20 protein-coding genes are annotated in these 21,307 nt (G+C 66.2%); 12 read left to right on the top strand and 8 right to left on the bottom strand.

The annotated features are described in order from the left end of the window. Window positions 1-64 precede the first annotated feature (64 nt). A complete protein-coding gene (locus LMJ30_RS00950; protein WP_229430459.1) occupies window positions 65-1,306 on the top strand; it encodes an MFS transporter in 1,242 nt (413 codons plus the stop codon). On the opposite strand, the gene LMJ30_RS00945 is transcribed toward LMJ30_RS00950, so the two are convergent. After that, window positions 1,206-1,745, bottom strand: coding sequence for a hypothetical protein (locus tag LMJ30_RS00945; protein ID WP_229430458.1), 540 nt, complete (start codon window positions 1,743-1,745; stop codon window positions 1,206-1,208). The two genes, LMJ30_RS00950 and LMJ30_RS00945, sit on opposite strands and share 101 nt — an antisense overlap. On the opposite strand from LMJ30_RS00945, the gene LMJ30_RS00940 reads away from it, so the two are divergent. The 6 genes from LMJ30_RS00940 to LMJ30_RS00915 all read left to right on the top strand — a co-directional run bounded on the left by LMJ30_RS00940 (window position 1,744) and on the right by LMJ30_RS00915 (window position 6,693). Then, the gene (locus LMJ30_RS00940) at window positions 1,744-2,625 is read left to right on the top strand and encodes a M20/M25/M40 family metallo-hydrolase (RefSeq protein ID WP_229430541.1); all 882 of its coding nucleotides are present in this window, start codon (window positions 1,744-1,746) and stop codon (window positions 2,623-2,625) included. The two genes, LMJ30_RS00945 and LMJ30_RS00940, sit on opposite strands and share 2 nt — an antisense overlap. Before the next feature lie 107 nt (window positions 2,626-2,732). Beyond that, the gene (locus LMJ30_RS00935) at window positions 2,733-4,184 is read left to right on the top strand and encodes a PQQ-dependent sugar dehydrogenase (protein ID WP_229430457.1); all 1,452 of its coding nucleotides are present in this window, start codon (window positions 2,733-2,735) and stop codon (window positions 4,182-4,184) included. Between the two features lie 34 nt (window positions 4,185-4,218). Beyond that, complete coding sequence (locus LMJ30_RS00930) at window positions 4,219-4,662, top strand: thioesterase family protein (protein ID WP_229430456.1); 444 nt, start codon at window positions 4,219-4,221, stop codon at window positions 4,660-4,662. Window positions 4,663-4,736: 74 nt separating this feature from the next. Further along, window positions 4,737-5,324: an RNA polymerase sigma factor gene (locus LMJ30_RS00925; RefSeq protein ID WP_229430455.1), complete on the top strand. Its 588-nt coding sequence runs from the start codon at window positions 4,737-4,739 to the stop codon at window positions 5,322-5,324. A 12-nt stretch (window positions 5,325-5,336) separates the two neighbouring features. Continuing rightward, window positions 5,337-5,813: a hypothetical protein gene (locus LMJ30_RS00920; RefSeq protein ID WP_229430454.1), complete on the top strand. Its 477-nt coding sequence runs from the start codon at window positions 5,337-5,339 to the stop codon at window positions 5,811-5,813. A gap of 22 nt (window positions 5,814-5,835) precedes the next feature. After that, on the top strand, window positions 5,836-6,693 hold the full coding sequence (locus LMJ30_RS00915) for a hypothetical protein (RefSeq protein WP_229430453.1): 858 nt from the start codon (window positions 5,836-5,838) through the stop codon (window positions 6,691-6,693). Between the two features lie 58 nt (window positions 6,694-6,751). Here LMJ30_RS00915 and LMJ30_RS00910 read toward each other — a convergent pair whose 3' ends face one another. Beyond that, the gene (locus LMJ30_RS00910) at window positions 6,752-7,243 is read right to left on the bottom strand and encodes a DUF3016 domain-containing protein (protein ID WP_229430452.1); all 492 of its coding nucleotides are present in this window, start codon (window positions 7,241-7,243) and stop codon (window positions 6,752-6,754) included. A gap of 159 nt (window positions 7,244-7,402) precedes the next feature. On the opposite strand from LMJ30_RS00910, the gene LMJ30_RS00905 reads away from it, so the two are divergent. Both LMJ30_RS00905 and LMJ30_RS00900 read left to right on the top strand, forming a co-directional pair. Next, a complete protein-coding gene (locus LMJ30_RS00905; RefSeq protein ID WP_229430451.1) occupies window positions 7,403-8,143 on the top strand; it encodes a DNA-formamidopyrimidine glycosylase family protein in 741 nt (246 codons plus the stop codon). A 170-nt stretch (window positions 8,144-8,313) separates the two neighbouring features. Continuing rightward, window positions 8,314-9,819 carry a DUF3369 domain-containing protein gene (locus LMJ30_RS00900; protein ID WP_229430450.1) on the top strand — a complete coding sequence of 502 codons (1,506 nt, stop codon included), beginning with the start codon at window positions 8,314-8,316 and terminating at the stop codon, window positions 9,817-9,819. A gap of 49 nt (window positions 9,820-9,868) precedes the next feature. On the opposite strand, the gene LMJ30_RS00895 is transcribed toward LMJ30_RS00900, so the two are convergent. The 3 genes from LMJ30_RS00895 to LMJ30_RS00885 form a co-directional block, all read right to left on the bottom strand. Next, window positions 9,869-11,824 carry a GAF domain-containing sensor histidine kinase gene (locus LMJ30_RS00895; RefSeq protein WP_229430449.1) on the bottom strand — a complete coding sequence of 652 codons (1,956 nt, stop codon included), beginning with the start codon at window positions 11,822-11,824 and terminating at the stop codon, window positions 9,869-9,871. A gap of 111 nt (window positions 11,825-11,935) precedes the next feature. Continuing rightward, a complete protein-coding gene (locus LMJ30_RS00890) occupies window positions 11,936-12,427 on the bottom strand; it encodes a hypothetical protein (RefSeq protein ID WP_229430448.1) in 492 nt (163 codons plus the stop codon). Window positions 12,428-12,526: 99 nt separating this feature from the next. Further along, the gene (locus tag LMJ30_RS00885; RefSeq protein ID WP_229430447.1) at window positions 12,527-12,712 is read right to left on the bottom strand and encodes a hypothetical protein; all 186 of its coding nucleotides are present in this window, start codon (window positions 12,710-12,712) and stop codon (window positions 12,527-12,529) included. Between the two features lie 198 nt (window positions 12,713-12,910). On the opposite strand from LMJ30_RS00885, the gene LMJ30_RS00880 reads away from it, so the two are divergent. After that, window positions 12,911-13,291 carry a hypothetical protein gene (locus LMJ30_RS00880; RefSeq protein ID WP_229430446.1) on the top strand — a complete coding sequence of 127 codons (381 nt, stop codon included), beginning with the start codon at window positions 12,911-12,913 and terminating at the stop codon, window positions 13,289-13,291. Window positions 13,292-13,303: 12 nt separating this feature from the next. Here the strand turns inward: LMJ30_RS00880 and LMJ30_RS00875 are convergent, their stop codons facing one another. Next, on the bottom strand, window positions 13,304-14,047 hold the full coding sequence (locus LMJ30_RS00875) for a metallophosphoesterase family protein (RefSeq protein WP_229430445.1): 744 nt from the start codon (window positions 14,045-14,047) through the stop codon (window positions 13,304-13,306). A 3-nt stretch (window positions 14,048-14,050) separates the two neighbouring features. After that, window positions 14,051-14,764 carry a 7-cyano-7-deazaguanine synthase QueC gene (queC, locus tag LMJ30_RS00870; RefSeq protein ID WP_229430444.1) on the bottom strand — a complete coding sequence of 238 codons (714 nt, stop codon included), beginning with the start codon at window positions 14,762-14,764 and terminating at the stop codon, window positions 14,051-14,053. 141 nt (window positions 14,765-14,905) lie between these two features. On the opposite strand from queC, the gene LMJ30_RS00865 reads away from it, so the two are divergent. Together LMJ30_RS00865 and LMJ30_RS00860 are read left to right on the top strand one after the other, a co-directional pair. Then, window positions 14,906-16,702, top strand: coding sequence for an autotransporter assembly complex protein TamA (locus LMJ30_RS00865; RefSeq protein ID WP_229430443.1), 1,797 nt, complete (start codon window positions 14,906-14,908; stop codon window positions 16,700-16,702). Beyond that, on the top strand, window positions 16,702-21,105 hold the full coding sequence (locus LMJ30_RS00860; protein ID WP_229430442.1) for a translocation/assembly module TamB domain-containing protein: 4,404 nt from the start codon (window positions 16,702-16,704) through the stop codon (window positions 21,103-21,105). Before LMJ30_RS00865 ends, LMJ30_RS00860 begins: the two co-directional genes overlap by 1 nt. On the opposite strand, the gene LMJ30_RS00855 is transcribed toward LMJ30_RS00860, so the two are convergent. Further along, entirely contained in the window at window positions 21,102-21,287 is a 186-nt protein-coding gene (locus LMJ30_RS00855; protein ID WP_229430441.1) for a hypothetical protein, read from the bottom strand. The genes LMJ30_RS00860 and LMJ30_RS00855 overlap by 4 nt on opposite strands. Between the last annotated feature and the right edge of the window lie 20 nt (window positions 21,288-21,307).

The following is a 21,307-nucleotide window of genomic DNA, read 5'->3' as shown; positions in this document are numbered from 1 at the left end:
CAACTGCATCAGGCCCAAGCCGGCAATTTCTTCCAAGCATGTTATTCTTTCACGATCGGTGCGAGTGCAAGCGCCAACCCGTGAAGACATGAACAACGCCGCGCCCGCCCGCAACACGATCCCGATTCTTGCCGTCACTCAGGTGATTGCCTGGGGCACGCTGTACTACGCGTTCGCGATTCTTGCGGGCGACATCCAGCGCGAACTCGGCTGGCGCGCCGAAACCGTGTTCGGCGCTTTTTCCTGGTGCCTGCTGGTCGGGGGACTGGTGTCGGCGCCGGTCGGCATGCTGCTCGACCGCTTCGGCGGTCGCTTCGTGATGGGCGCCGGCTCGCTGGCCTGCGGCCTCGGCTTCCTCATGCTCAGCCAGGCGCGCGACCTGGCTTCCTACTACCTGGCCTGGACCCTGCTGGGCGTGTCGATCGCCGCGACCCTGTACGAAGCCGCGTTTGCCACCATCAACCATCAATACGGCCTGTCCGCGCGCAAGGCGATTTCCACCCTGACCTTGTTCGGCGGCTTTGCCAGCACCGTGTTCTGGCCGCTGACCCTCAAGCTCAACACCCTGGTCGGCTGGCGCGACACCTATCTGTACTATGCCGCGCTGCAGCTGTGCGTGTGCCTGCCCCTGCACCTGATGCTGCGCGGCAGCGCGCCGCGCCACGGCCAGGCCGCCCGGGCGCCCGGCGCGCCCGCCGACTTCACCCTGAAACAGGCGCTGCGCCACCCCGCGTTCTGGACCCTGGCTTTTGCCTTCTCGGCCAACAGCTTCATCTTCTCGGCCCTGTCGGTGCACCTGATCCCTATCCTGCAGCGCTTCGGCCATCCAATCGGCACCGTCGTGTTCATGGCCGCGCTGATCGGGCCGATGCAGGTGGCCGGACGGATCGGCGAAATGACGCTCGGGCGCAAGCTGATGCCCCAGACGGTCGGCAAGATCACCTTCGCGCTGCTGCCTGCGGCCCTGCTGGCCCTGCTGTTCTTCGGCGCCCGCCAATGGGCGATGGCGCTGTTCTGCACCTTCTATGGCTTGTCCAACGGTATCCTGACGATCGTGCGCGGCACCGTGCCGCAAGCCATGTTCGGCACCAGGAACTATGGCGCCATTTCCGGCGCGATGGCCGGCCCGTCGATGCTGTCGAAAGCGGCCGGGCCGCTGGCGGTCGCCGCCATCATCCAGTACAACCCGGCGCCGCTGCTGCTGTTTAGCGTGCTGTTGACTGTCGCCGTCGCTTCACTGATGTGCTACCTGATGGCGGTCCGCACCACGCCCCGCCTTGCCCATGACCTCCCGAGCCCGACCTGATTGGAAACCCCAGCTTATGAAACCTTGCGCCCTCGTCCTTGCCCTGCTGTCCGCCCTGTCCGCCAGCGCCGCCCACGCCCAGCAGTTGTCGCCGGTCGAAGAGCGCATCGTCGCCGCAGTCCGGGCGCGCGCGCCGGCCGCGCTGGCCCTGCTCGAACGCAGCGTCAACATCAACAGCGGCACCATGAACCACGCCGGCGTGCGCGAAGTGGGCAAGGTCTTCCGTAAAGAGTTCGACGAACTGGGCTTTTCGACCCGCTGGATCGAGATGCCGGCCGCCATGCAGCGCGCCGGCCACCTGCTTGCCACCCGCGACGGCAAGCAAGGCAAGCGCCTGCTGCTGCTCGGCCACCTCGACACCGTGTTCGAACCCGACAGCCCGGTCCAGAAATGGCAACTGAAGGGCGACCGGGTCAGCGGCCAGGGGGGTGTCCGACATGAAGGGCGGCAATGTGGTCGTGATCGAAGCGCTGCGCGCGCTGCACAAGGTCGGCGCGCTCGACAACACCAGCATCGCCGTCATGTTCACCGGCGACGAGGAAGACGCGGGCGACCCGAAAGAGGTCTCGCGCGGCGACATGATCGCGCTGGCGAAAAAGAGCGACATCGCGCTGGCCTTCGAGGGCACCGTGCTCGACAAGGAAGGACGCGCCACCGCCACCGTCGGGCGCCGCTCATCGTCGGCCTTCGCGCTCGAAGTGCGCGGCAAGCAGGGCCATTCTTCGGGCATCTTCAGCGAGCGCGCCGGCTACGGCGCGGTCTATGAAGCGGCGCGCATCCTCGACGGCTTCCGCCAGCAGGTCATCGAGCCGGACCTGACCTTCAACCCGGGCGTGATCCTTGGCGGCACCCAGGTCGGCTACGACGAGGCCGGCTCGCGCGGCACCGCATTTGGCAAGACCAACGTGATCGCCAACACCGTCACCGTCAAAGGCGACCTGCGCTACCTCGACACGGTCCAGCGCGACCGCGCCCACGCCAGGATGCGCGCCATCGTCGCGCAGAACCTGCCGGGCACCAGCGCCAGCATTGCCTTCGAGGAGTCCTACCCGCCGATGGCCGTCACTCCCGGCAACCTGAAGGTGCTCGAACTGTATTCCCAGGCCAGCAGCGACGCCGGCCTGGGCGCGATCGCCGCCGTGCCGGCCGGGCTGCGCGGCGCCGGCGACATCCAGTTCGTCGCCCCCTACGTCGACAGCCTCGACGGCATCGGCGCCACCGGCAGCGGCGCCCACTCGCCGCTGGAAGACCTGGAACTGGCGTCGATCGAACGCGCCGCCATCCGCACCGCCATCTTCCTCTACCGCCTGACCCGCTGATAGCTTGACGCGGCGCGATGGCGCATCATTTTGCGCGCCTTGCGGCGCCCGAAAAGGGGTAGACTGGCAGCTGGCCACAGCCACCAATCTGCCCCGCGGAGAACCAGATGCTGACCGATCGTGCGCGCCTCATCCTGTTGTCGTTTGCGTTCTCCCTGCTGGCCGCCTGCGGCGGCAGCGGCGATGACCGCGACGATCCGCCGCCAGCCGGCACCGCCAGCCTCGCCATTACCCTGGCCGGCCTGCCCGCCGGCGTCGGCGGCCCGGTCAAGGTCGCCGGCCCGGCCGGCTTCGCGCGCGACCTCAGCCAGACCACCACGCTGGCTGGCCTGGCCGCCGGCAGCTACACCGTCACCGCCCAAAGCGTCGTCGGCGGCGCCACCACCTACTCGCCAGCCCTGCCGGAACAGACCGTGGCGCTGGCCGCGGGGGCCAGCGCCACGGTGACCGTCAACTACCGCGCGGCGGCGCTGGCGCTTGGCCTGCGCGAGGTCGCCGATGTCGAGAATGCCGTCTTCGTCACCGCGCCCGAGGGCGACCCGCGCCTGTTCATCGTCGACCGCAGCGGGCGCATCCGCATCATGCGCGACGGCCGCATGCTGACCCAGCCCTTCCTCGACATTTCAGGCCGCATCAGCATGCAGGGCGAAGGCGGCCTGCTGTCGATGGCCTTCCATCCCCAGTTTGCCAGCAATGGCCACTTCTTCGTCTATTACACCGACTTCGACCGCAATATCGTCGTCGACCGCTACACCATCTCGCTGAACCGCGACCTCGCCAGCCCCACCTCCGGCTTGCAGATCATCAGCATCGCGCACCAGGCCTTCACCAACCATTACGGCGGCCTGGCCGCGTTCGGCCCGGATGGCTTCCTCTACCTCGGCACGGGCGACGGCGGCGGCGCCGGCGACCCGCTGCGCAATGGCCAGAACCTCACTTCATTGCTCGGCAAGATGCTGAGGCTGGACGTCAACAATTCCAGCGCATCGAGCCGCTATGCGATCCCGCCCAGCAATACGTATGTCGGCATGAGCTCGCGCCGCAACGAAATCTGGGCCAGCGGCCTGCGCAACCCGTGGCGCTTCGCCTTCGACACCACCGGCCTGTACATTGCCGACGCGGGCCAGGACCGGCGCGAGGAAATCAATATCGCCACCCTGTCGCAATCTGCGCTGAACTACGGCTGGAACATCATGGAAGGCACCTTGTGCTTCGGCGCGGCCACCTGCAACCAGGCCGCGCTGACCTTGCCGGCCTTCGAATACGACCACGGCACCAACGACATCAACGGCTGCTCGATCATCGGCGGCTACGTCTACCGCGGCAAGGCGCTGCCCGAACTGGCGGGGCGCTACTTCTATTCGGACTTCTGCGGCGGCTACCTGAAGAGCCTGCAGGCGACCGGCGCCGGCAACGGCGTGCGCGAACATGTGGACTGGAATATCCCCGATATCGGCAACGTCGTTTCCTTCGGGCGCGATGCCGATGGCGAGCTGTACATGGTGGCCTCGGACGGGCGCATTCACAAAATTATCCGGAGTTCGCCGCCGGCAGGCTAAAATTTGACTCCGCACATTGCGAGAGACCAAGCACATGGCACGCCTGCACCTGGATTTTCCTGAAGACCAGTACTACTACACCACACCGATGTCGGTCCGCGTCACCGACATCAATGCCGCCAACCATCTCGGCAATGATTCGATGATCTCGATGATTTCCGAGGCGCGCGCGCGCTTCCTGTTCGAGTTCGGCGTGCCCGAGACCGAACGCGACGGCACCGGCATCATCGTCACCGACCTGGCCACCACCTACCGGGCCGAAGCGCACGCGCGCGACCAGTTGCTGTTTGAAGTGGGGGTCATGGACTTCAATAAATACGGCGGCGACATCACCTTCCGCGTCACCCGTCCCAAGGACAAGGTGCTGGTCGCCATGGCCAAGTCCGGCTTCGTCTTCTTCAACTACAAGTCCAGCCAGGTGGTCGCCATGCCTGAAGAATTCCGCAACAAGTTCAGCCGGGTTAACTGGATCGATTAGCGCCAAGCGCCATCGTCGCAAAATAGCTGGAACTTTTTGGCCCCGTGCCGGGAATACAGTGAAAGAAGACGACGATGACCACGACCACGCACCCCATCCCTGACACCGAACTGCTGCGCCAGATGCGCAGCGGGACGGCAGCCGCTTTCCAGGCGCTGTACCGGCGCCACCAGGGCCCGCTCTACCGCTTCGCGGTGCTGCGCTGCGGTTCGCCCGAAGTGGCTGCCGACGTGGTGCAGGAAGTCTTCATGGGCGTGCTCACCGACGCCCTGCGCTTCGACCCGCTGCGCGGCCAGCTGCAGCATTTCTTGTTCGGCGTGGCGCGCAACCTGATCCTCAAGCACGAACACCTGCGCGGCCGCGGCGCCAGCCTGCCCGACGATGACGACCCGGATTCCGACGGCGCCGCCGACGACGGCGCCGAACCGCTGGCCCGCATGCTCAGCAACGAACTGGCCGAACAGGTGCGCTGCGCCCTGGCCCAGCTGGCCCCGCATTACCGCGACGCCCTCATCCTCTACGAAATGCACGACCTGTCCTACCAGGAGATCGCCGGCATCTGCCAGGTAGACATCGGAACGGTACGTTCGCGCCTGTCGCGCGGGCGCGCCCTGCTGGCCAAACGCCTTCGCGCCTACCGCCCCGGCACGGTCAACGCCTGAATCAGGAAAAACATGGACACCACTACCCACAACGACGGCCTCGACGGCCACCTCACTGCCTTGCGCACCGCGATGGACGAGGTCGACGCACCACGCTGCGTCGAAAAGGAACTGATGGCCGCCTTTGCCAGGCAGCATACGCGCCGCCGCTGGTACCAGCGCATCCCGCGCGCGGCCTGGGCCGGCGCCGGCAGCCTCGCCGCGCTGGCCGTGGTGGCCGTGCTGGCCCTCGGCTTGTCCGCGCCCCAGTCCGGCGGCCCGCAACTGGTCCAGCGCGACGAGCGCGGCTACTTCATCGCGCTCGACTCGCTCGAGCGCATCGAGGGCGAACCAAACCCGCGCATGATCGAAACCGAGGTGCCGCGCATGGAGCTGGCCAGCCTCGGCGTGCCGGTCAGCCCGGAAGACGCGGGCGAATCCGTCCTTGCCGAAATGCTGGTCAGCGCCGACGGTGAGCCGCTTGCCCTGCGCCTGACGGCGACCCACTAACCCCCACCAGAAAGAGGATGACATGAAGACCAAGCAACTCGCACTCGCCGTATTGATGGCCGCCTGCCTGCCCGCGTTCGCGCTCGCCGCTCCGTTGATGATCCATGAAGGCAAGGTCGTCAAGAACGCCCCCTACTCGGCCCAGGCCGTCTCGGAAAAGGTGCAGTCCCTGTCCGACGGTAACCAGATCACGGTGCGCAACGTCAGCACCTTTTACCGCGACAGCGCCGGCCGCACCCGCCGCGACATGACGGGCGATGATGGCGAGGCGCGCAACATCATGATCCGCGATGCCGACGGCGTCACCTATGTGCTGCGCCCGCGCGACAAGACCGCTATCCGCATCGGCGCCCGCGGCGAAATGGCCGCGGCCGCCCGTGAAAAAGCCCGCGCGCGCATCGCGCAGTTGCGCAAGGAGGGCAAACTGCCGGCCAGCGCCGCGGCGCGCGAGGCGATCATCGTCAAGCGGGTCGAGCGGATTGCCGGCGAAGCCGGCCACCGCCACGGTCACGGCCTGGGCATGCGGATTGCCGGCGCATTCGCCGACCGCGAATGGTCGTCCAAGGCAGTCACGCGCGAGCTCGGCAGCCGCGAGTTTGGCGGCATCAAGGCGGAAGGGAAAATGCGCAGCTACGAGATCCCTGCCGGGGAGCTGGGCAATCGCAACCCGATCGTCGTCACCCACGAAACCTGGTACTCGCCGGAACTACAGCTGACGCTGTACACCAAGCACAGCGACCCGCGCACGGGCGAGAATACCTACCGGGTGGAAAACCTGAAGCGGGAAGAACCGGCGGCCTCGCTGTTTGCGGTGCCGTCGGACTACACGGTCACGGATGCAGGCATGCGCATGGAAAAGCGCAAGGAAGAAAAGCAGTAAGGCCGCAAACGGCCACAGCGCCAGGTACCGCGGCGGGTACCTGGCTTGGAGCCTGCGCCTAGCCGACGCGCTTGGGCGCGATCTTCTTATTGAACCATTCGTCGATCATGCGCTTCTCGTAGCGCAGCGGATCGCCGGACGAATAGCGGTTGCGCAGGTTATCGAGGTACATCATGTCGCGCAGCCGCTCTTCGCCGCTGGCGATCACCGCGCCGTTTTGCACCAGGGTGTAGCGCAGGTGGATGACCGGCCAGTCGGCGCCATTGTTGCGCATCACCCGGATTTCATTCGCGCGCCGGTGGTGCAGCCGTCCGGCCAGGTCGATGTCGAGCACCTCGACATTCATATCGACGCCAGGCGGCAGCGTTTCCGCCAACTTCTGGAAATGCTTGGTCAACGCATCGAGTACATCCTTGCGCTCCCAGGAGGCGAACGGCAGGTCGGAATATTTTTCCGGCTGCGAATACGATACCGTGACGCCGGCGAATGCGCTGCCGGACGACATCAGCACCATGCTGGCCAGGGCCAGCCCCTTGATCGCGGTTTTCATGCTGGTTTCCTTTCGAAAGACACGTGTTCCTCATCCCAATATACGCCGTTTCGCCACGCGCGGTTAGCGACGAAATGTCGTGTTTTGTATCGAAATGTTAGGCACCGCACCGGGGCTTTCCTTGTTCCCCACGACAATCGGCGGAAAGGAGGCTCATCCATGCCCGAAGGACCATCACTTGTTATCCTGCGTGGAGAAAGCAGCCGCTTTGTCGGCAAGACCATCGCCACTGCGCAAGGCAACACCAGGGCGATCGACCCGGAGCGGCTGGCCGGACAAAAAATCGTCTCGATGCGCACCTTCGGCAAGCAGTTCCTGATCGAATTGCCCAGCCTCGCCATCCGCATCCATTTCCTGCTGTTTGGCAGTTACCGCATCGACGAACGCAAGCCCGGGCGGGTGCCGCGGCTGTCGCTCGGCTTCGCCGACGGCAGCGAGCTCAACTTCTACGCCTGCTCGGTGCGGGAGATCGGCAAGGACCTCGACGCGGCCTACGACTGGAGCGCCGACGTCATGTCGCCCAGCTGGGACGCGGCCAGGGCGCGCAAGAAACTGCGCGCCGCGCCGGACATGCTGGCCTGCGACGCCCTGCTCGACCAGGACATCTTCGCCGGCGTCGGCAACATCATCAAGAATGAAGTCCTGTTCCGCATCCGCCTGCACCCGCTGTCCACCATTGGTGCGATGCCGGCGCCGAAACTGCGCGCGCTGGTCGAACAAGCGCGTGAATACAGTTTTGACTTTTTGGAATGGAAGAAAAAATACCAACTGAAAAAACACTGGCTCGCGCACGCGAAGGCCATTTGCCCGCGCTGCAACATCAAATTCTCGAAAGCGGTACTGGGGCGCGCCAAACGCCGCAGTTTTTACTGTGACCGTTGCCAGAAGCGCTATTCGTAAAGACAGCGCGGCAAATCCCTCAAACAATATGTCGTATTCCACATAAAGCCCATCTATTGCCTGTTGTTAATAGACTGGGGGCATACTACAATCGGAGCGAAGTGGACCGTTAAATATCGATGGCGGCAACCGCGCTCACACGAAACATCACCGGTATCGGAATCGCAACCATGTCATTCTTGTCCTCAACTACGCCTAAGTTAGCGCCATGGAAAGTCTTGCTCGTCGACGACGAACCGGACATCCATGACATTACCAAGCTGACGCTCAACCGGTTCCGCCTCGACGGCCGGGCGCTGACCTTCCTGCACGCCTACAGCGGTGCGGAAGCGAAGGAGGTGCTGGCGCGCGAACCGGACATCGCCCTGGTGTTCCTGGACGTGGTGATGGAAAACGAAGACAGCGGCCTCGAGGTGGCGCGCTGGATGCGCGAAGACCTGAACAACACCTTTACCCGCATCGTGCTGCGCACCGGCCAGCCCGGCCAGGCCCCGGAAGAGCGCGTGATCGTCAACTACGACATCAACGACTACAAGGAAAAGACCGAGCTCGACCGCACCAAGCTGTTCACCACCACCTTTGCCGCGCTGCGCGCCTACCGCGACATCATGAAGGTGGAAGACGCCCGCCGCGTGCAGATGACCTACCGCGAAGGCCTCGAGCGCGTGATCGCCGCCTCGGCCCACATTTTCCAGCAGCGCAACCTGAAAGACTTCGCCAGCGGCTTGCTGCAGCAGGTCGTGGCCCTGCTGCGCCTAGAACAAAGCATGCTGCTGCGCATTTCCGGCGCCAGCATCCTGGCCGGCGACACCGAATACGAAGTGCTGGCGCAGATCGGCGACATCGGCGCAGAGATGCTCGGGCCTGAACTGATGGCCCAGCTTGACGACGCGCGCAGCAACCGCATTTCCAAGCTGCAGGGCGACACCTATGTCGGCTACTTTCCGAACAACAGCGGCAAGGCGTCGCTGCTGGTGCTCAAAGGCGTGGAAGAAATTTCCGAGATCGACGCCCAGCTGCTGGAAGTGTTCTGCTCCGGCGTGGCGATCGCCTTCGACAATATTTTGCTGACCCAGGAAATCACCGACACCCAGGCTGAGCTGATCCTGCGCCTGGGCGACGTGGTCGAATCGCGTTCCAACGAAGCGGGCAACCACGTGCGCCGCATGTCGCAGGTCTGCCATTTGCTGGCCCAGGCATCCGGACTGCCGGACGATGAAACCGCCGTGCTGATGCACGCCGCGCCGATGCACGACATCGGCAAGATCGCCACCCCGGACGCGGTGCTGCTCAAGCCGGGCGCCCTGAGCCCGGAAGAGTGGGAAATCATGAAACAGCACCCGACGGTGGGCCTGTCGATCCTGGATGGCTCGACCCGCCCGATCCTGAAGGCGGCGGCGGTCATCGCGCACCAGCACCATGAGAAATATGACGGCAGCGGCTATCCGCAGGGCCTGAAGGGTGAAAACATCCACAAGTACGCGCGGATCGTGGCGGTGGCCGACGTGTTTGACGCCCTGAGCCACAAGCGCTGCTACAAGGAAGCCTGGCCGATGGAGCAGGTGGTCGGGCACATGCGTGAAGTGGCGGGACGGCATCTCGACCCGCACTATGTCGAGCTGCTGATCCAGAATATCGACAAGGCGCAGGAAATCAACCGCAACTGGCCGGATTAAGGTTTAATTCGGCGGATGCGGCGTTCGCCTTATCCGCCGAATTCGCCGCTTACGCCGCCGCCTTCGCCTCCCGCCGGCTGCGCGGGAACCGCAAGCAATACTGCAAGCCCTTGCCCGGCTCGCTTTCCACCTTCACCGTGCCACCCAGCGGCCCCGTCGCCAGGTTGTACAGGATGTGCGCGCCCAGCCCGCTGCCGCCCTGCCCGCGCCGGGTCGTAAAGAACGGGTCGAACAGCTTGGCCAGCATCTCCGGTTCCATTCCCGCGCCATCGTCGCTGTACGCGAACACCACCGTGTCGTCATCCTCCAGCGCCGCTGAAATCCGGATCTTGCCGGCCTGGTCGCGCTGGTATCCGTGCACCAGCGAGTTCATCACCATGTTGGTCACGATCTGCGATACCGCGCCCGGGAAACTCTCCAGGTGGATGTCGTCGGCGCAGGCCACTTCCACTTTCACCGGCCGGCCCTTGAGCTTGGGCTGCAGCGACAGCAGCACTTCATCCAGGTAGCTCTTCAGCCTGAAGGTGCGGATGTCGTCGGACGACTGGTCCACCGCCACCTGCTTGAAGCTGCGCACCAGCGCCGCGGCGCGCTGCGTGTTGGTCGTCAGTATCCGCAGCGACTGGTCGATAATTTCCAGGAACTGCTGGAGGCTGTCTTCGGTCATCTCGCCCGCTTCCAGTTCCTCGCGCGTCAGCTTGAGCTCTTGCACCAGGTGGCTGGTCGCCGTCACGCAAATGCCCAGCGGGGTGTTGATCTCATGCGCGACGCCGGCCACCAGCCGGCCCAGCGAGGCCAGTTTCTCCTGGCGCACCAGTTCCGACTGCGCTTCCTGCAGCGCGGTCAGCGCCGAGTTCAGCGCGGCATTCTGTTCCTCCAGCCTTTCCTTGGTTTTGCGGATCGCCTGGTCGGCCTGCATGCGCGCCAGCGCCACCGCCACATGGCTGGCCATGAAGGCCAGCAACTCCAGGTCGGCCGCCGTGTAGACGATGGCCGGGTCATAGCTCTGGACAATGATGACCCCGTACGCCTGGTCGTTCACCAGCATCGGCGCACCCATCCAGCTGGCGATCTCGGTGCAGCCAAGCGGCTCGTCGACCAGGCCGTCCGCCACCAGCCTGGCGAAACTGGCGCCGTCGTGCAGGCTGGCCTGCTTGCTGGCCAGTACGTACGAGCTCATGCCGATGCCATAGCGGAAGCGCGCCAGTGGCGCCTCGGCGTGCTTCTGGTCGACAAAATACGGAATGCTGATTTCTTGCGAGCGCGGGTGATACAGCGCGATCAGGAAATTCTCGGCAACGATCAGCTCGCTGATGATGCGGTGCAGGCTGGCCGACAGCTTGTCCGATTCGATCGCCGCCGCCGACAGGTTGGCGATCTCATACAGCGCGTGCTGCACCGACTCGGCGCGGCGCCGCTCGGACACCTCATGCGCCAGCAGCGCGGTGCGCTCCTGCACCGCGCGTTCCAGGCGGTCCATGCTCTGCAGGCCCTGCAGGGCGTTCGAGACGTGGCTGGCGATCAGCGCAAACAGCGCCTGGTCTTCGTCGCTGTAGGTGTGTTCCGGGGTGTAGCTCTGGATGACGATGGCGCCCAGCGCCTGGTGCTGCTGGTCGAGCAGCGGGCAGCCCATCCAGTGCTCCGACATGCTGCCGCGGCCCCAGCCGCTGCCGTCGCCGCGCGCGTTGAACTCGTCGGCCGTGACGACCATGTTGCGCCGGTTCAGGATCACCCAGGCGGTAGGCGACTGGTCTGGCGAAGCCAGCGTCACCCTTTCGGCCGGGTCGGGGGTTTCGTCGCGTTCGTCGACGAAGTAGACGAAACGGACGGTGCCGTCCTCGCGGTCGCTCAGCGCCACATAAAAGTTTGCGGCGTACATGATGCGCCCGAGCGCGCGGTGCACGGCGCGGATGAATTCGGTGATGTCGACGCAGGAGGTCGACAGCTGGCCGATTTCCAGCACCATGGCTTGCACCGCTTCGAGGCGTTTAAGACGGCTTTCCATCAATATTCCCTTTTCTAATGCACTCGGGAAATACTATCAGGAGAGGGGGAAAAAGCGAAGCAGGATCACCGCCAGGCGCCGGGGCGGGGCCCCGGTTTCGCACAGCAGCAACTAACGCGGGGCGCGGAAGCCCGATTCGACCCAGGCCGCGGCGCTGCCCGGCGACAGTTTGAAGCTGGCCGCGACTTTCTCCTGGGCCAGCTGTTCGCCCATTTCGTCGATCGCCGTGAGCACCGCGTAAGGATGGTCGTCGTCCGGAATGATGTCCAGCGTAACCTTGATGACCGCCTCGTCGGTCGCAACGACCGTGCTCTTGTGCAACTGCGCGTGCAGCTGCTGTTCGTGGCGGCGCAGCACCTCGGATGCGGTTTTCACCAGCGTATTGAAGGCGTTGGTATCGAGCGGCTTGGGGTTTTTCTTGTCGCGGCCCATCGTCCACGGGCCGACCAGCGCCGGTTCCGGCTCGCCGTCCTTGATCATCGCCACGGCCCAGCCTTCGTCGTCTTCATTCTTGATGACACGTGCCGTCCAGCCGTTGCCTTGCCACACGCGCGCCTCCTGGATGGGCGCGTCGTCCGGCAGCTCAGGTCCTTCATCAATCATTGGGTAACTTTACTAATAAACATCGAAGTGACGCATGATAGACGAATTCGGCCGGGCGCACACGAGCGTGTCCGCAAAACCAGCTGTGTTTACAGGTAGTTAGCTGGGAAGTGCCGCGGCGCGGATGCGCGGCTGGCCGGGCGGCACCAGCGGCGGCCGCGCCGGCGTGATGGCCGGATCGATCGCCGGACGGGGTGTGTGGTAGCTGAACGGATTGATGATGATCGGGGGCACTGCCGGCGGCGCGGAAGGCGGGCCTTTTTCGCCAAAGTAGTCGTATCGCATCTGATCCCCCAAAGCAAGGCAGGCATTCAGTATAGGAAAGGACCGAAGTTTTACAAGGCTGAACCCGGCAAAACTCTTCGTCACGCATTCTGGCTGGCCCGACCCGCAAAAATTGCAGTCTGTCGCAATCCGATGGCTGATGCATATGGGCATGGCTACAGTGGAGCCATACCAACGACACCACCACGAGGTCCTGCCATGAAAAAGATCGCCCCCTACATCATCCTGTTCCTGGTCGCACTGATCGCCTGGGACATGTTCGCCGACACCAGCGGCTTCCACATGGACATCGACGGTGAAGAATTCGACGGCCCGCTGGGCGCCCTGCTCGGCCTGCTGTTCGGCAGCCTCGGCCTGATCATCGGCACGATCGTCGCCGTGTGCGTCGGCGCCTTGCTGGTGGTGGTGTTTGCCGGCGTGGGCGTGATGCTGGTGGGGGCACTGGCGCTGGCCGCCTGCCTCGGCTTGCTGGCGGTGTCGCCGCTGCTGCTGCCGCTGCTGATCCCGGTCGCGATCGTGTGGTTCTTCGTCAGCCGCTCGCGCCGCAACCGCATGAAGCAGGAAGCGCCTGCCATCTGAGCCTGGCCGGCCTCAGATGCCTTCCACCAGCCGCATCGCAAACACGATCGGCAAGCCTTCCGCGATCACCCGCCGCGCCGCGGCGCCGTGATCGTAAGCCACCCTGAAGTAAGTCAGTTCGCGTGCTTCGTCATCGTAGATGGCGTAGCACGCGGCGCAGTTGCCGTCGCGCGGCTGCCCCACCGACCCCGGGATCACCAGGTACTGGTGCTGCGGCGCGATACGCACCATTGCCCCCGGCTTGGGCGCATGGGCGCCCATGCGGCCGTCGTCGGCGCGGCGGTACAGCGCCGGCGCGTGCACATGGCCCGAGAACACCATCCGGCTGTGGCTGGCGCGCAGGCTGCGTTCCGCTTCGGCTACGCCCATCACGTACTCCCAGCGCTGCGGCTCGTGCGCGCTGGCGTGCACGAACATCATGTTGCCCAGTTCAGAGGTCAGGGGCAGCGCATCGAGCCAGGCCAGCTGCGCCTCGCTGAGCTGGCCGCGCGTCCAGGCGATTACTTCGCGCGCCTCGGCATGCATGCCCGGACGCGGGCCGCTGGCGGTGGCTTCGTCGTGATTACCCTTGACGACGATGGCGCCGCGCGCGGCATGCGCCATCACCGTGTCGAGCACCCGCGCCGGGTCGCCGCCGTAGCCAACCAGGTCGCCGGTAAAGGCATACTTGTCGGCGCCCTGCCGGCCCGCATGCGCAAGGCAGGCGTCCAGCGCTTCGCGGTTGGCGTGCAGGTCGGTCAGCAGCGCGATCCGCATGCCTTAGCGGGCGCCTTTGGACTGCACGAACTGCTGGTAGCCGCGCGCGCGCAATTCGCACGCCGGGCAGGCGCCGCAGCCATAGCCCCACGGGTGCAGGGCACCGCGCTCGCCGAGGTAGCAGGTGTGCGTTTCAGTGCGGATCAGGTCGACCAGCGCCTGGCCGCCGCTCGCTTCGGCCAGCTCCCAGGTTTCCTTTTTATCGATCCACATCAGCGGCGTCTCGACCTTCAGGCGCGTCGCCATGCCCAGGTTGAGCGCGACCTGCAGCGCCTTCATGGTGTCGTCGCGGCAGTCGGGGTAGCCGGAAAAATCGGTCTCGCACATGCCGCCCACCAGCACGGTCAGGCCGCGCCGGTAAGCCAGGGTGGCCGCGACCATCATGAACATCAGGTTGCGGCCCGGAACGAAGGTGTTGGGCAGGCCATTGGCCTGCATCGCAATCTCCACGTCGCTGGTCAACGCGGTATCCGAAATTTTGCCGATCAGGGACAGGTCGATCATGTGGTCTTCGCCGAGGCGCGCGTCCCATTCCGGCGACAAGGCGCGCACGCCGGCAAGCACGCTCGGTCGCACCGCCAGTTCGATGGCATGGCGCTGGCCGTAGTCGAAACCGATGGTTTCGACCCGCGCGTAACGCTCGAGGGCCCAGGCCAGGCAAGTGGTAGAGTCTTGTCCGCCGCTGAACAAGACCAGCGCGCTGTCGGATTGATGCATGTTGTCGATTCCAGAGAGTGTTAGGCGTTCGCCATCATTTTTGCCGATCCGGTAATATGTTTTCAACATTTTCCCAGACGGAGAGACATGTTTCTCGCAAGACCAACAATAAGCGCAGTGCAGGCGGGGCGAACACGAATTTTGGCACAGATTGCCGTCATCGTGTTCGCCCTTCCTGCCGCTGGAAGCGCCTGCGCCCAGGCCATCGACTACACCGTGCAGATCGATGCGCCGGGCCGTCTCGACGATCTCCTTGAAGACAACCTCGACCTGGTGCGCTGGCGCGGCAACCCGCGCCTCGACCTCGAACAGCTGCAGCGCCTCGTCAAGGACGCGCCCGAGCAGGCCCGCACCCTGATCGCCACCGAGGGCTATTACTCGCCCAAGGTCAGCGCCGGCCTCGATACCAGCACCACGGTGCCGGTGGCGCGCGTGATCGTCGATCCGGGCGAGCCGGTGCTGGTCGGCGACGTCGACCTGGCCTTGCGCGGCTTCGAACCGCTCGCCCCGGGGAGCAAGCCGTTCGACCCGGCCACCTTGCGCAACAACTGGACCCTCAACGTCGGCGAGCGCTTCCGCCAGGCCGACTGGGAAGCGGCCAAGCGCAACCTGCTGCGCCAGGTGATGCAGACCCGCTACCCGCGCGCCCAGCTGGTGGAAACCAGCGCCACGGTCGACCCGGACGTGCGCCGCGCGCTGCTGCGCGTGGTCGTCGACAGCGGCCCCGAAGTGCGCCTGGGCAAGCTGCGCATCGAAGGCCTGAAGCGCTACCCTGAGCGCATCATCACCAACCTTAACCAGATCAAGCCGGGCGACGAGTACAGCGAAGCGGCGCTGCAGTCGTTCCAGGCGCGCCTGCAGGACACCGGCTACTTCAGCACAGTTGAAGTCTCGGCCGACACCGCCGCTGTGCTCGACGAGAACATCGAGGAACTGAAGGAGCAGCAGCAAGGCGCGCCGGCGCTGCGGCCCTCCGGCCCCGAAGTGCTGCCGGTGCTGGTGCGCGTCACCGAAAACAAGCGCCGCAATGCGTCGGTCGGCCTTGGCTACTCGACCAACACGGGCGCGCGCGCCCAGGTCAACTACGACGACCTGAACGTGTATGGCCTGCGCATGAAAAGCCAGCTGATCGCCGAAACCAAGCGCCAGGCGGCGCGCGCCGACTTCTACTTCCCGACCACCGCCAAAGGCTACAACGACAGTTTCGGCGCAGGCTTCGAGCGCAACGACGTGCGCGGCGAAATCACCAACGTCGCCACCGTCGCGGTGCGCCGCTCCTGGGGCACCCCGCTGCTCGAACGCAGCCTGACTTTTGAATACCTCGCTGAAAAGCAGACCGTCGAAGGCCAGCTGTCGCGCAACAGCAAGAGCCTGCCGCTCACCTACAGCATCACCAAGCGCAAGCTGGACAACCTGGTGCTGCCGACGCGCGGCTACGTCATCAACGCGCAGCTGGGCGGCGCGCTGCTGCCGGTGCTGACCGACGAGCGCTTCGTGCGCGCCTACACCCGCTTCGTCAACTACCGGCCGATCTCGGTGGACTCCACCCTGATCCTGCGCGCCGAAGCCGGCGCCCTCGGCTCGAAAGACAAGGAAGGCGTGCCAAGCACCTTCCTGTTCCGCGCCGGCGGCGACCAGTCGGTGCGCGGCTACGGCTACCAGGAGCTGGGCGTCGAGGAAGGCAACGCCGTCGTCGGCGGGCGCTACCTGCTGACCGGCGGCGTGGAGTACCAGTACTGGTTCCGGCCGCCATGGGGCGTGGCGGTGTTCGTCGACGCCGGCAACGCCGCCGACCGCATGGCCGACCTGAAGCCGGAGTTCGGCTACGGCATCGGCGCGCGCTGGCGCAGCCCGGTCGGCCCGATCAATGTCGACCTGGCATATGGCCAGGCGATCAAAAAAGCACGCCTGCATTTCTCCGTCGGGTTCACGTTCTGATGACTACTGAAGAAACCACACCACCCCAGGCGCCGGCGCCACACAAGCGCCGCTGGCCGCGCTACGTCGCCATTGGCCTCGGTGCCACCGGCGTGCTGCTGGCTGGCGCCTACTGGTACCTGGGCCGCGAGACCACCTTGCAGATGCTCGCGCAGAGGGTCGCCAGCGCCAGCGGCGGCAGCATCGTCATCACCGGCGTGCGCGGCTCGCTGTACGGCGCAATGCAGATGGACAGCCTGGTCTACCGCAGCCCGGAACAGCTGATCACCGCCAAAAAACTCGATATCGACTGGTCGCCGTGGCAGTACCTGTCGAGCGGGATCGCGATCAGCAAGCTGCACGTGGCCAGCGTGCAGGTCGACACCCTGCGCGAATCGGAAGAGCCGGCCAAGATGCCGGTGTCGCTGGCGCCGCCGTTTACCTTGTCGATCGCCGACGCGCGCGTGGCCAGGCTGACGATGAATAACGCAGGCGCCAAAACCGTCATCGACGACGTGCGCTTCAAATTAAACGGCGACAAGCAAAAGTGGGAACTGCGCGACGCCACCGCGCTGACGCCGTGGGGCAAGGCCGCCGCCAGCGGCAGCATTGAATCCACGCGGCCGTTCAAGCTCGATGCCGCCGCCACCCTGGTCCAGACCGGTGCCAAGGCGGGGCAAACACCGGCGCAGCTGTCCGTGCGCGCCGGCGGCGACCTGGTGAGCACCCAGGTCAACGCGGCCGGCCAGGCCGGCAAAGCCGTGGGCGACATGAAGCTCACGCTGGCGCCGTTCGAGCCGGTTCCGCTACGCGCGCTCGACCTCCAGGGCCGCAACATCAACCCCGGCTTCTTCAACCCGGCCCTGCCCGCCGCCGACCTGTCGATGGCGGTCAAGGCGAAAATCGACCCGGCCAAGGCCATCTCCGGCGCCGTCGACATCGCCAACGACGGCAAGGTCGGGCCGCTCGACAAGCAGCTGCTGCCGCTGCTGTCGATGCGCGGGCGGCTGGGCGGCACGCTGGCGGCCATGCAGATCGACGATGTGCTGGTCGACCTGGGCGCGGCCGGTAAATTTACCGGTGGCGGCGCCGTGCAGCGCGGCCCCGACGAAAAAGGCATCGGCGGCGCGCAGTTCAAGCTGCACACCGACCGCATCAACCTGAAGGCCCTGTACAGCACCATGAAGGCGACGGCCATCGCCGGCGACATCCAGCTCGCCAGCACCGGCGACATCCAGACCTTCGGCGCCCAGTTGTCCCAACGCGGCATGCGCCTCGATGCGCAGGCCACGCTGGCCAAGCAGGTGCTCGACATCAAACGCGCGCGGCTGACGGCCGGCAGCGGCCACCTCGACCTGGCGGGCAGCGCCAGCCTCGAAGGCAAGCGCGAATTCAAGGTCGGCGCCACCGCGGTGCACTTCAACCCGGCGGCACTGGGCGACTTTCCTGCCGCCGACATCAATGCGCTGGTCAACGCCAGCGGTGCGCTTTCGCCTGCATTGCGGGTGTCGTCCGACTTCACGCTGCGCCCGAGCCGCCTGTTCGGACAGCCCTTGTCCGGCAAAGGCAAGTTCAGCGCCGACGCCGAACACGTCACCGGCGTGGACGCCAGCTTCGCCATGGGGCAGAACACGGTCGACCTGCGCGGCAGCTTTGGCGCACCGGGCGAACGCCTGCTGTGGAAGCTCGATGCCCGCCAGCTGTCGGCCCTGCGCGCAGGCCTTACCGGCGCGCTGGCGGCCAACGGCGTCGTCAGCGGAACGATGGAAGCGCCGCGCACCACCTTCGTGGCCGATGCGCGCGGCCTCGGCTTCGCCCGCAAGGCCGGCAAGGCCAACAACAGCGTGCTGCACGCCAGCGGCGAGGCATGGCTGGCCGCCGGCGACATCAACCTCAAGACCAGCGGCACCGCGCGCGGCTTCGACCCCGCCGCCTTCGGCTCGCCGCTGGCTGGCAGCATCAACGGCAAGTTCGACGCCAATGGCCGCCTCGCCAAAAACTGGAGCGGCAGCGCCGGCATCGTGCTCGAACCGTCGACCTTGTCGAACGCCCCGCTGTGGGGGCACGCGCGCCTCGGCGGCAGCGCGCAGCGCATTTCCAGCGCCGACGTCGACCTGCACGTCGGCCCCAACGTCATCGCGGCCAAGGGCCAATTCGGCGCCCCGGCGGACCGGCTCGACTGGCGCATCGATGCGCCGCAGCTTGCCGTGCTGGGGGGCGACTTCGGCGGCCTGCTGCGCGGTTCGGGCACGCTGTCGGGCACCGCTCAGGCGCCCGCACTGACTGCCGCGCTCGAAGGCCAGAACGTCAAGGTGCTGGGCCGCCACCAGGTCAGGGCGCTGCGCGCCAGCGCCAACATCGGCGCGCGCCAGGGCGGCGCGACCCCGATGGTATCGAACGTCGAGATCACCGGCTACACCAGCGGCGACACCAGCATCGACAGCGCGCGACTGCAAACCACCGGCACCCGCGCCGCGCACACCCTCAGCCTTGCCGCGCGCGGCGAGGCCTTCGACGCCGCGGTCCAGGCCAGAGGCGGCTGGAACGGCGATGCATGGTCCGGCGTCCTCGAAAGCCTGCAGAACCGCGGCCGCTACGCGATGTCGCTCGCCAGGCCGGTGCCCCTGCGCCTGGCCGTGGCGCCGGGTGCCGGCGCGATGGGCCTGGCGCGGCCGCAGCAGATCGCATTCAACGGCGCAGTCATCGCCCTGCCAGCCGGCACCATCAACATCGCGTCGCTGGTCAAGGACGGTTCGCGCTGGAGCAGCAAGGGCACGGCGACCGGCGTGCCGCTCAGCTACCTCGCCCAGTTCTCGCCCGCGCTGCAGGACAACATGCGCGGCGACCTTGCGCTCGGCGGCGAATGGGGGCTCGACCTGCAGGCCGCGGGCGCGGCGGGCGGCGCGCCGCAACTGGCCGGCATGGTCCACGTATTCCGCGAACGCGGCGACCTGATTGTCGGCTCGCAGGTGCCTGTGGTGCTTGGCCTGCGCACGCTCGACCTGCGCGCCGATGTCGCCGGCGGCGCTCTGCGCACCCGGGTCAATGTCGACGGCGCCAAGGCTGGCGTTGCGCGCATCGACGCCACCACCCAGCTGCTCAATGGCCGGCTCGGCACCGGCAGCCCGCTGCGGCTGTCGGCCAATGCCGACATGGCCTCGATCGCCTGGATGGCTCCCCTGCTGGCCCAGCCGGGGCTGGAACTGAACGGCGCGATGAAGCTCGCGGTCACGGGCGCGGGCACCATTGGCTCGCCGACCCTGAACGGCACGGTCAGCGGCGACAACCTGGCCGTGCGCTGGCCCGAGCAGGGAGTCAGGCTGCGCAACGGCCAGCTGCGCGCCCAGCTGGCGGGCGACCAGATGCTGCTGCAGCGCCTGAGCTTCGACGGCGTGCAGGGCAATGCGGTGGCCGACGGCGCGATCCGTTTCGCCGGCGGCGAAGCCACCATGCAGCTCAAGCTGGTGGCCAACAAGCTCGAAGCGCTGTCGCGGCCCGACCGCACCGTGGTCGTTACCGGCACCGGTACGGTCAACCGCACCGCAACCAGCTTCAATGTCGACGGCAAGTTCCGCGTCGACCGCGCACTGGTGGAACTGGCGCCGCAAGGCCGCCCTACCATGTCGGACGACGTGATCGTGCTGGGCCGCACCAGCGCAGCCGCCAAGGCGCGCGAGAAAGCCGCCATCCCGCTGGAAGCGGACGTCGAGATCGACATGGGCGACGCGTTCCGCCTGCGCGGCATGGGCGCCGACGCCGAACTGGCCGGCACCGTGCGGGTGCGCACCGGCGACAACCGGGCGCCGCGGGTCAACGGCACCATCCGCGCGGTTAACGGCACCTATGCCGCCTACGGCCAGAAGCTGGCCATCGAGCGCGGCATCCTGACCTTCAGCGGGCGTTACGACAACCCGGCCCTGAACATCCGCGCCGTGCGCAAGCGGCCGGAGGGCGAGCAGCTGTCCGAGACCAATGTGGAGGCGGGTGTGGAGGTACGCGGCACGGCGCTCGCCCCGGTGGCGAAGCTGGTGTCCACGCCATCGGTGCCCGACAGCGAAAAGCTGTCATGGCTGGTGCTCGGCCACGGCATGGAAGGCGTTTCGGGTAACGAGGCGGGCCTGCTGAGCGCTGCCGCAGGCGCCTTGCTGGGCGGCTCGGGCGGCAGCGGCGGATTCCAGTCGCGCCTCAAGGATTCGCTGGGCGTGGACGAACTGGGCGTCTCCCAGGCCAAGGGGCTGGAAAGCACCGTGGTCACGATCGGCAAGCGGCTGTCCTCGCGCGCCTACCTGAGCTTCGAGCAGGGCGCGACCTCGGCATCGAGCCTGGTGCGTATCCGCTACAAGCTCAACCCGCGCGTGACCCTGCAGTTCCAGACCGGTACCAACACCGCCCTGGACGTGCTGTATTCGTGGGCCTTCGATTAATGCAGGACCTTGGGATTGTGGTCAGGTACCGGGTCTTCGTTCTGCGGCGTCTGCACCGGCGGATGGTGCGGATGCGGATTGTCGAACGGCTCGGGCGTCGGTTCGTCGATGGGGCCGGGCGGCTCCGGGGCGCGGTGGGCTTCGATGGCGGCAAGGTTCATGTTCGGGTCCTCGATTGTCATTAAATTATGACGTTACCATG

This window comes from Massilia agrisoli, from assembly GCF_020831365.1.
In the GTDB taxonomy this organism is placed as follows: Bacteria; Pseudomonadota; Gammaproteobacteria; order Burkholderiales; family Burkholderiaceae_D; genus Telluria_A; species Telluria_A agrisoli.
Note: the sequence above shows the minus strand (reverse complement) of the source record. Positions and strands in the feature narration are given on the sequence as shown.

Bases quoted from the DNA above. Each gene is read 5' to 3' on its own strand.
- LMJ30_RS00925 (WP_229430455.1), top strand. From the start codon at position 4,737: ATGACCACGACCACGCACCCCATCCCTGACACCGAACTGCTGCGCCAG.
- LMJ30_RS00875 (WP_229430445.1), bottom strand. From the start codon at position 14,047: ATGCGGATCGCGCTGCTGACCGACCTGCACGCCAACCGCGAAGCGCTG.
- LMJ30_RS00880 (WP_229430446.1), top strand. From the start codon at position 12,911: ATGAAAAAGATCGCCCCCTACATCATCCTGTTCCTGGTCGCACTGATC.
- LMJ30_RS00920 (WP_229430454.1), top strand. From the start codon at position 5,337: ATGGACACCACTACCCACAACGACGGCCTCGACGGCCACCTCACTGCC.
- LMJ30_RS00945 (WP_229430458.1), bottom strand. From the start codon at position 1,745: ATGTCGGACACCCCCCTGGCCGCTGACCCGGTCGCCCTTCAGTTGCCA.
- queC (WP_229430444.1), bottom strand. From the start codon at position 14,764: ATGCATCAATCCGACAGCGCGCTGGTCTTGTTCAGCGGCGGACAAGAC.
- LMJ30_RS00910 (WP_229430452.1), bottom strand. From the start codon at position 7,243: ATGAAAACCGCGATCAAGGGGCTGGCCCTGGCCAGCATGGTGCTGATG.
- LMJ30_RS00885 (WP_229430447.1), bottom strand. From the start codon at position 12,712: ATGCGATACGACTACTTTGGCGAAAAAGGCCCGCCTTCCGCGCCGCCG.
- LMJ30_RS00905 (WP_229430451.1), top strand. From the start codon at position 7,403: ATGCCCGAAGGACCATCACTTGTTATCCTGCGTGGAGAAAGCAGCCGC.
- LMJ30_RS00940 (WP_229430541.1), top strand. From the start codon at position 1,744: ATGAAGGGCGGCAATGTGGTCGTGATCGAAGCGCTGCGCGCGCTGCAC.
- LMJ30_RS00900 (WP_229430450.1), top strand. From the start codon at position 8,314: ATGTCATTCTTGTCCTCAACTACGCCTAAGTTAGCGCCATGGAAAGTC.
- LMJ30_RS00860 (WP_229430442.1), top strand. From the start codon at position 16,702: ATGACTACTGAAGAAACCACACCACCCCAGGCGCCGGCGCCACACAAG.
- LMJ30_RS00935 (WP_229430457.1), top strand. From the start codon at position 2,733: ATGCTGACCGATCGTGCGCGCCTCATCCTGTTGTCGTTTGCGTTCTCC.
- LMJ30_RS00895 (WP_229430449.1), bottom strand. From the start codon at position 11,824: ATGGAAAGCCGTCTTAAACGCCTCGAAGCGGTGCAAGCCATGGTGCTG.
- LMJ30_RS00855 (WP_229430441.1), bottom strand. From the start codon at position 21,287: ATGACAATCGAGGACCCGAACATGAACCTTGCCGCCATCGAAGCCCAC.
- LMJ30_RS00930 (WP_229430456.1), top strand. From the start codon at position 4,219: ATGGCACGCCTGCACCTGGATTTTCCTGAAGACCAGTACTACTACACC.
- LMJ30_RS00915 (WP_229430453.1), top strand. From the start codon at position 5,836: ATGAAGACCAAGCAACTCGCACTCGCCGTATTGATGGCCGCCTGCCTG.
- LMJ30_RS00890 (WP_229430448.1), bottom strand. From the start codon at position 12,427: ATGATTGATGAAGGACCTGAGCTGCCGGACGACGCGCCCATCCAGGAG.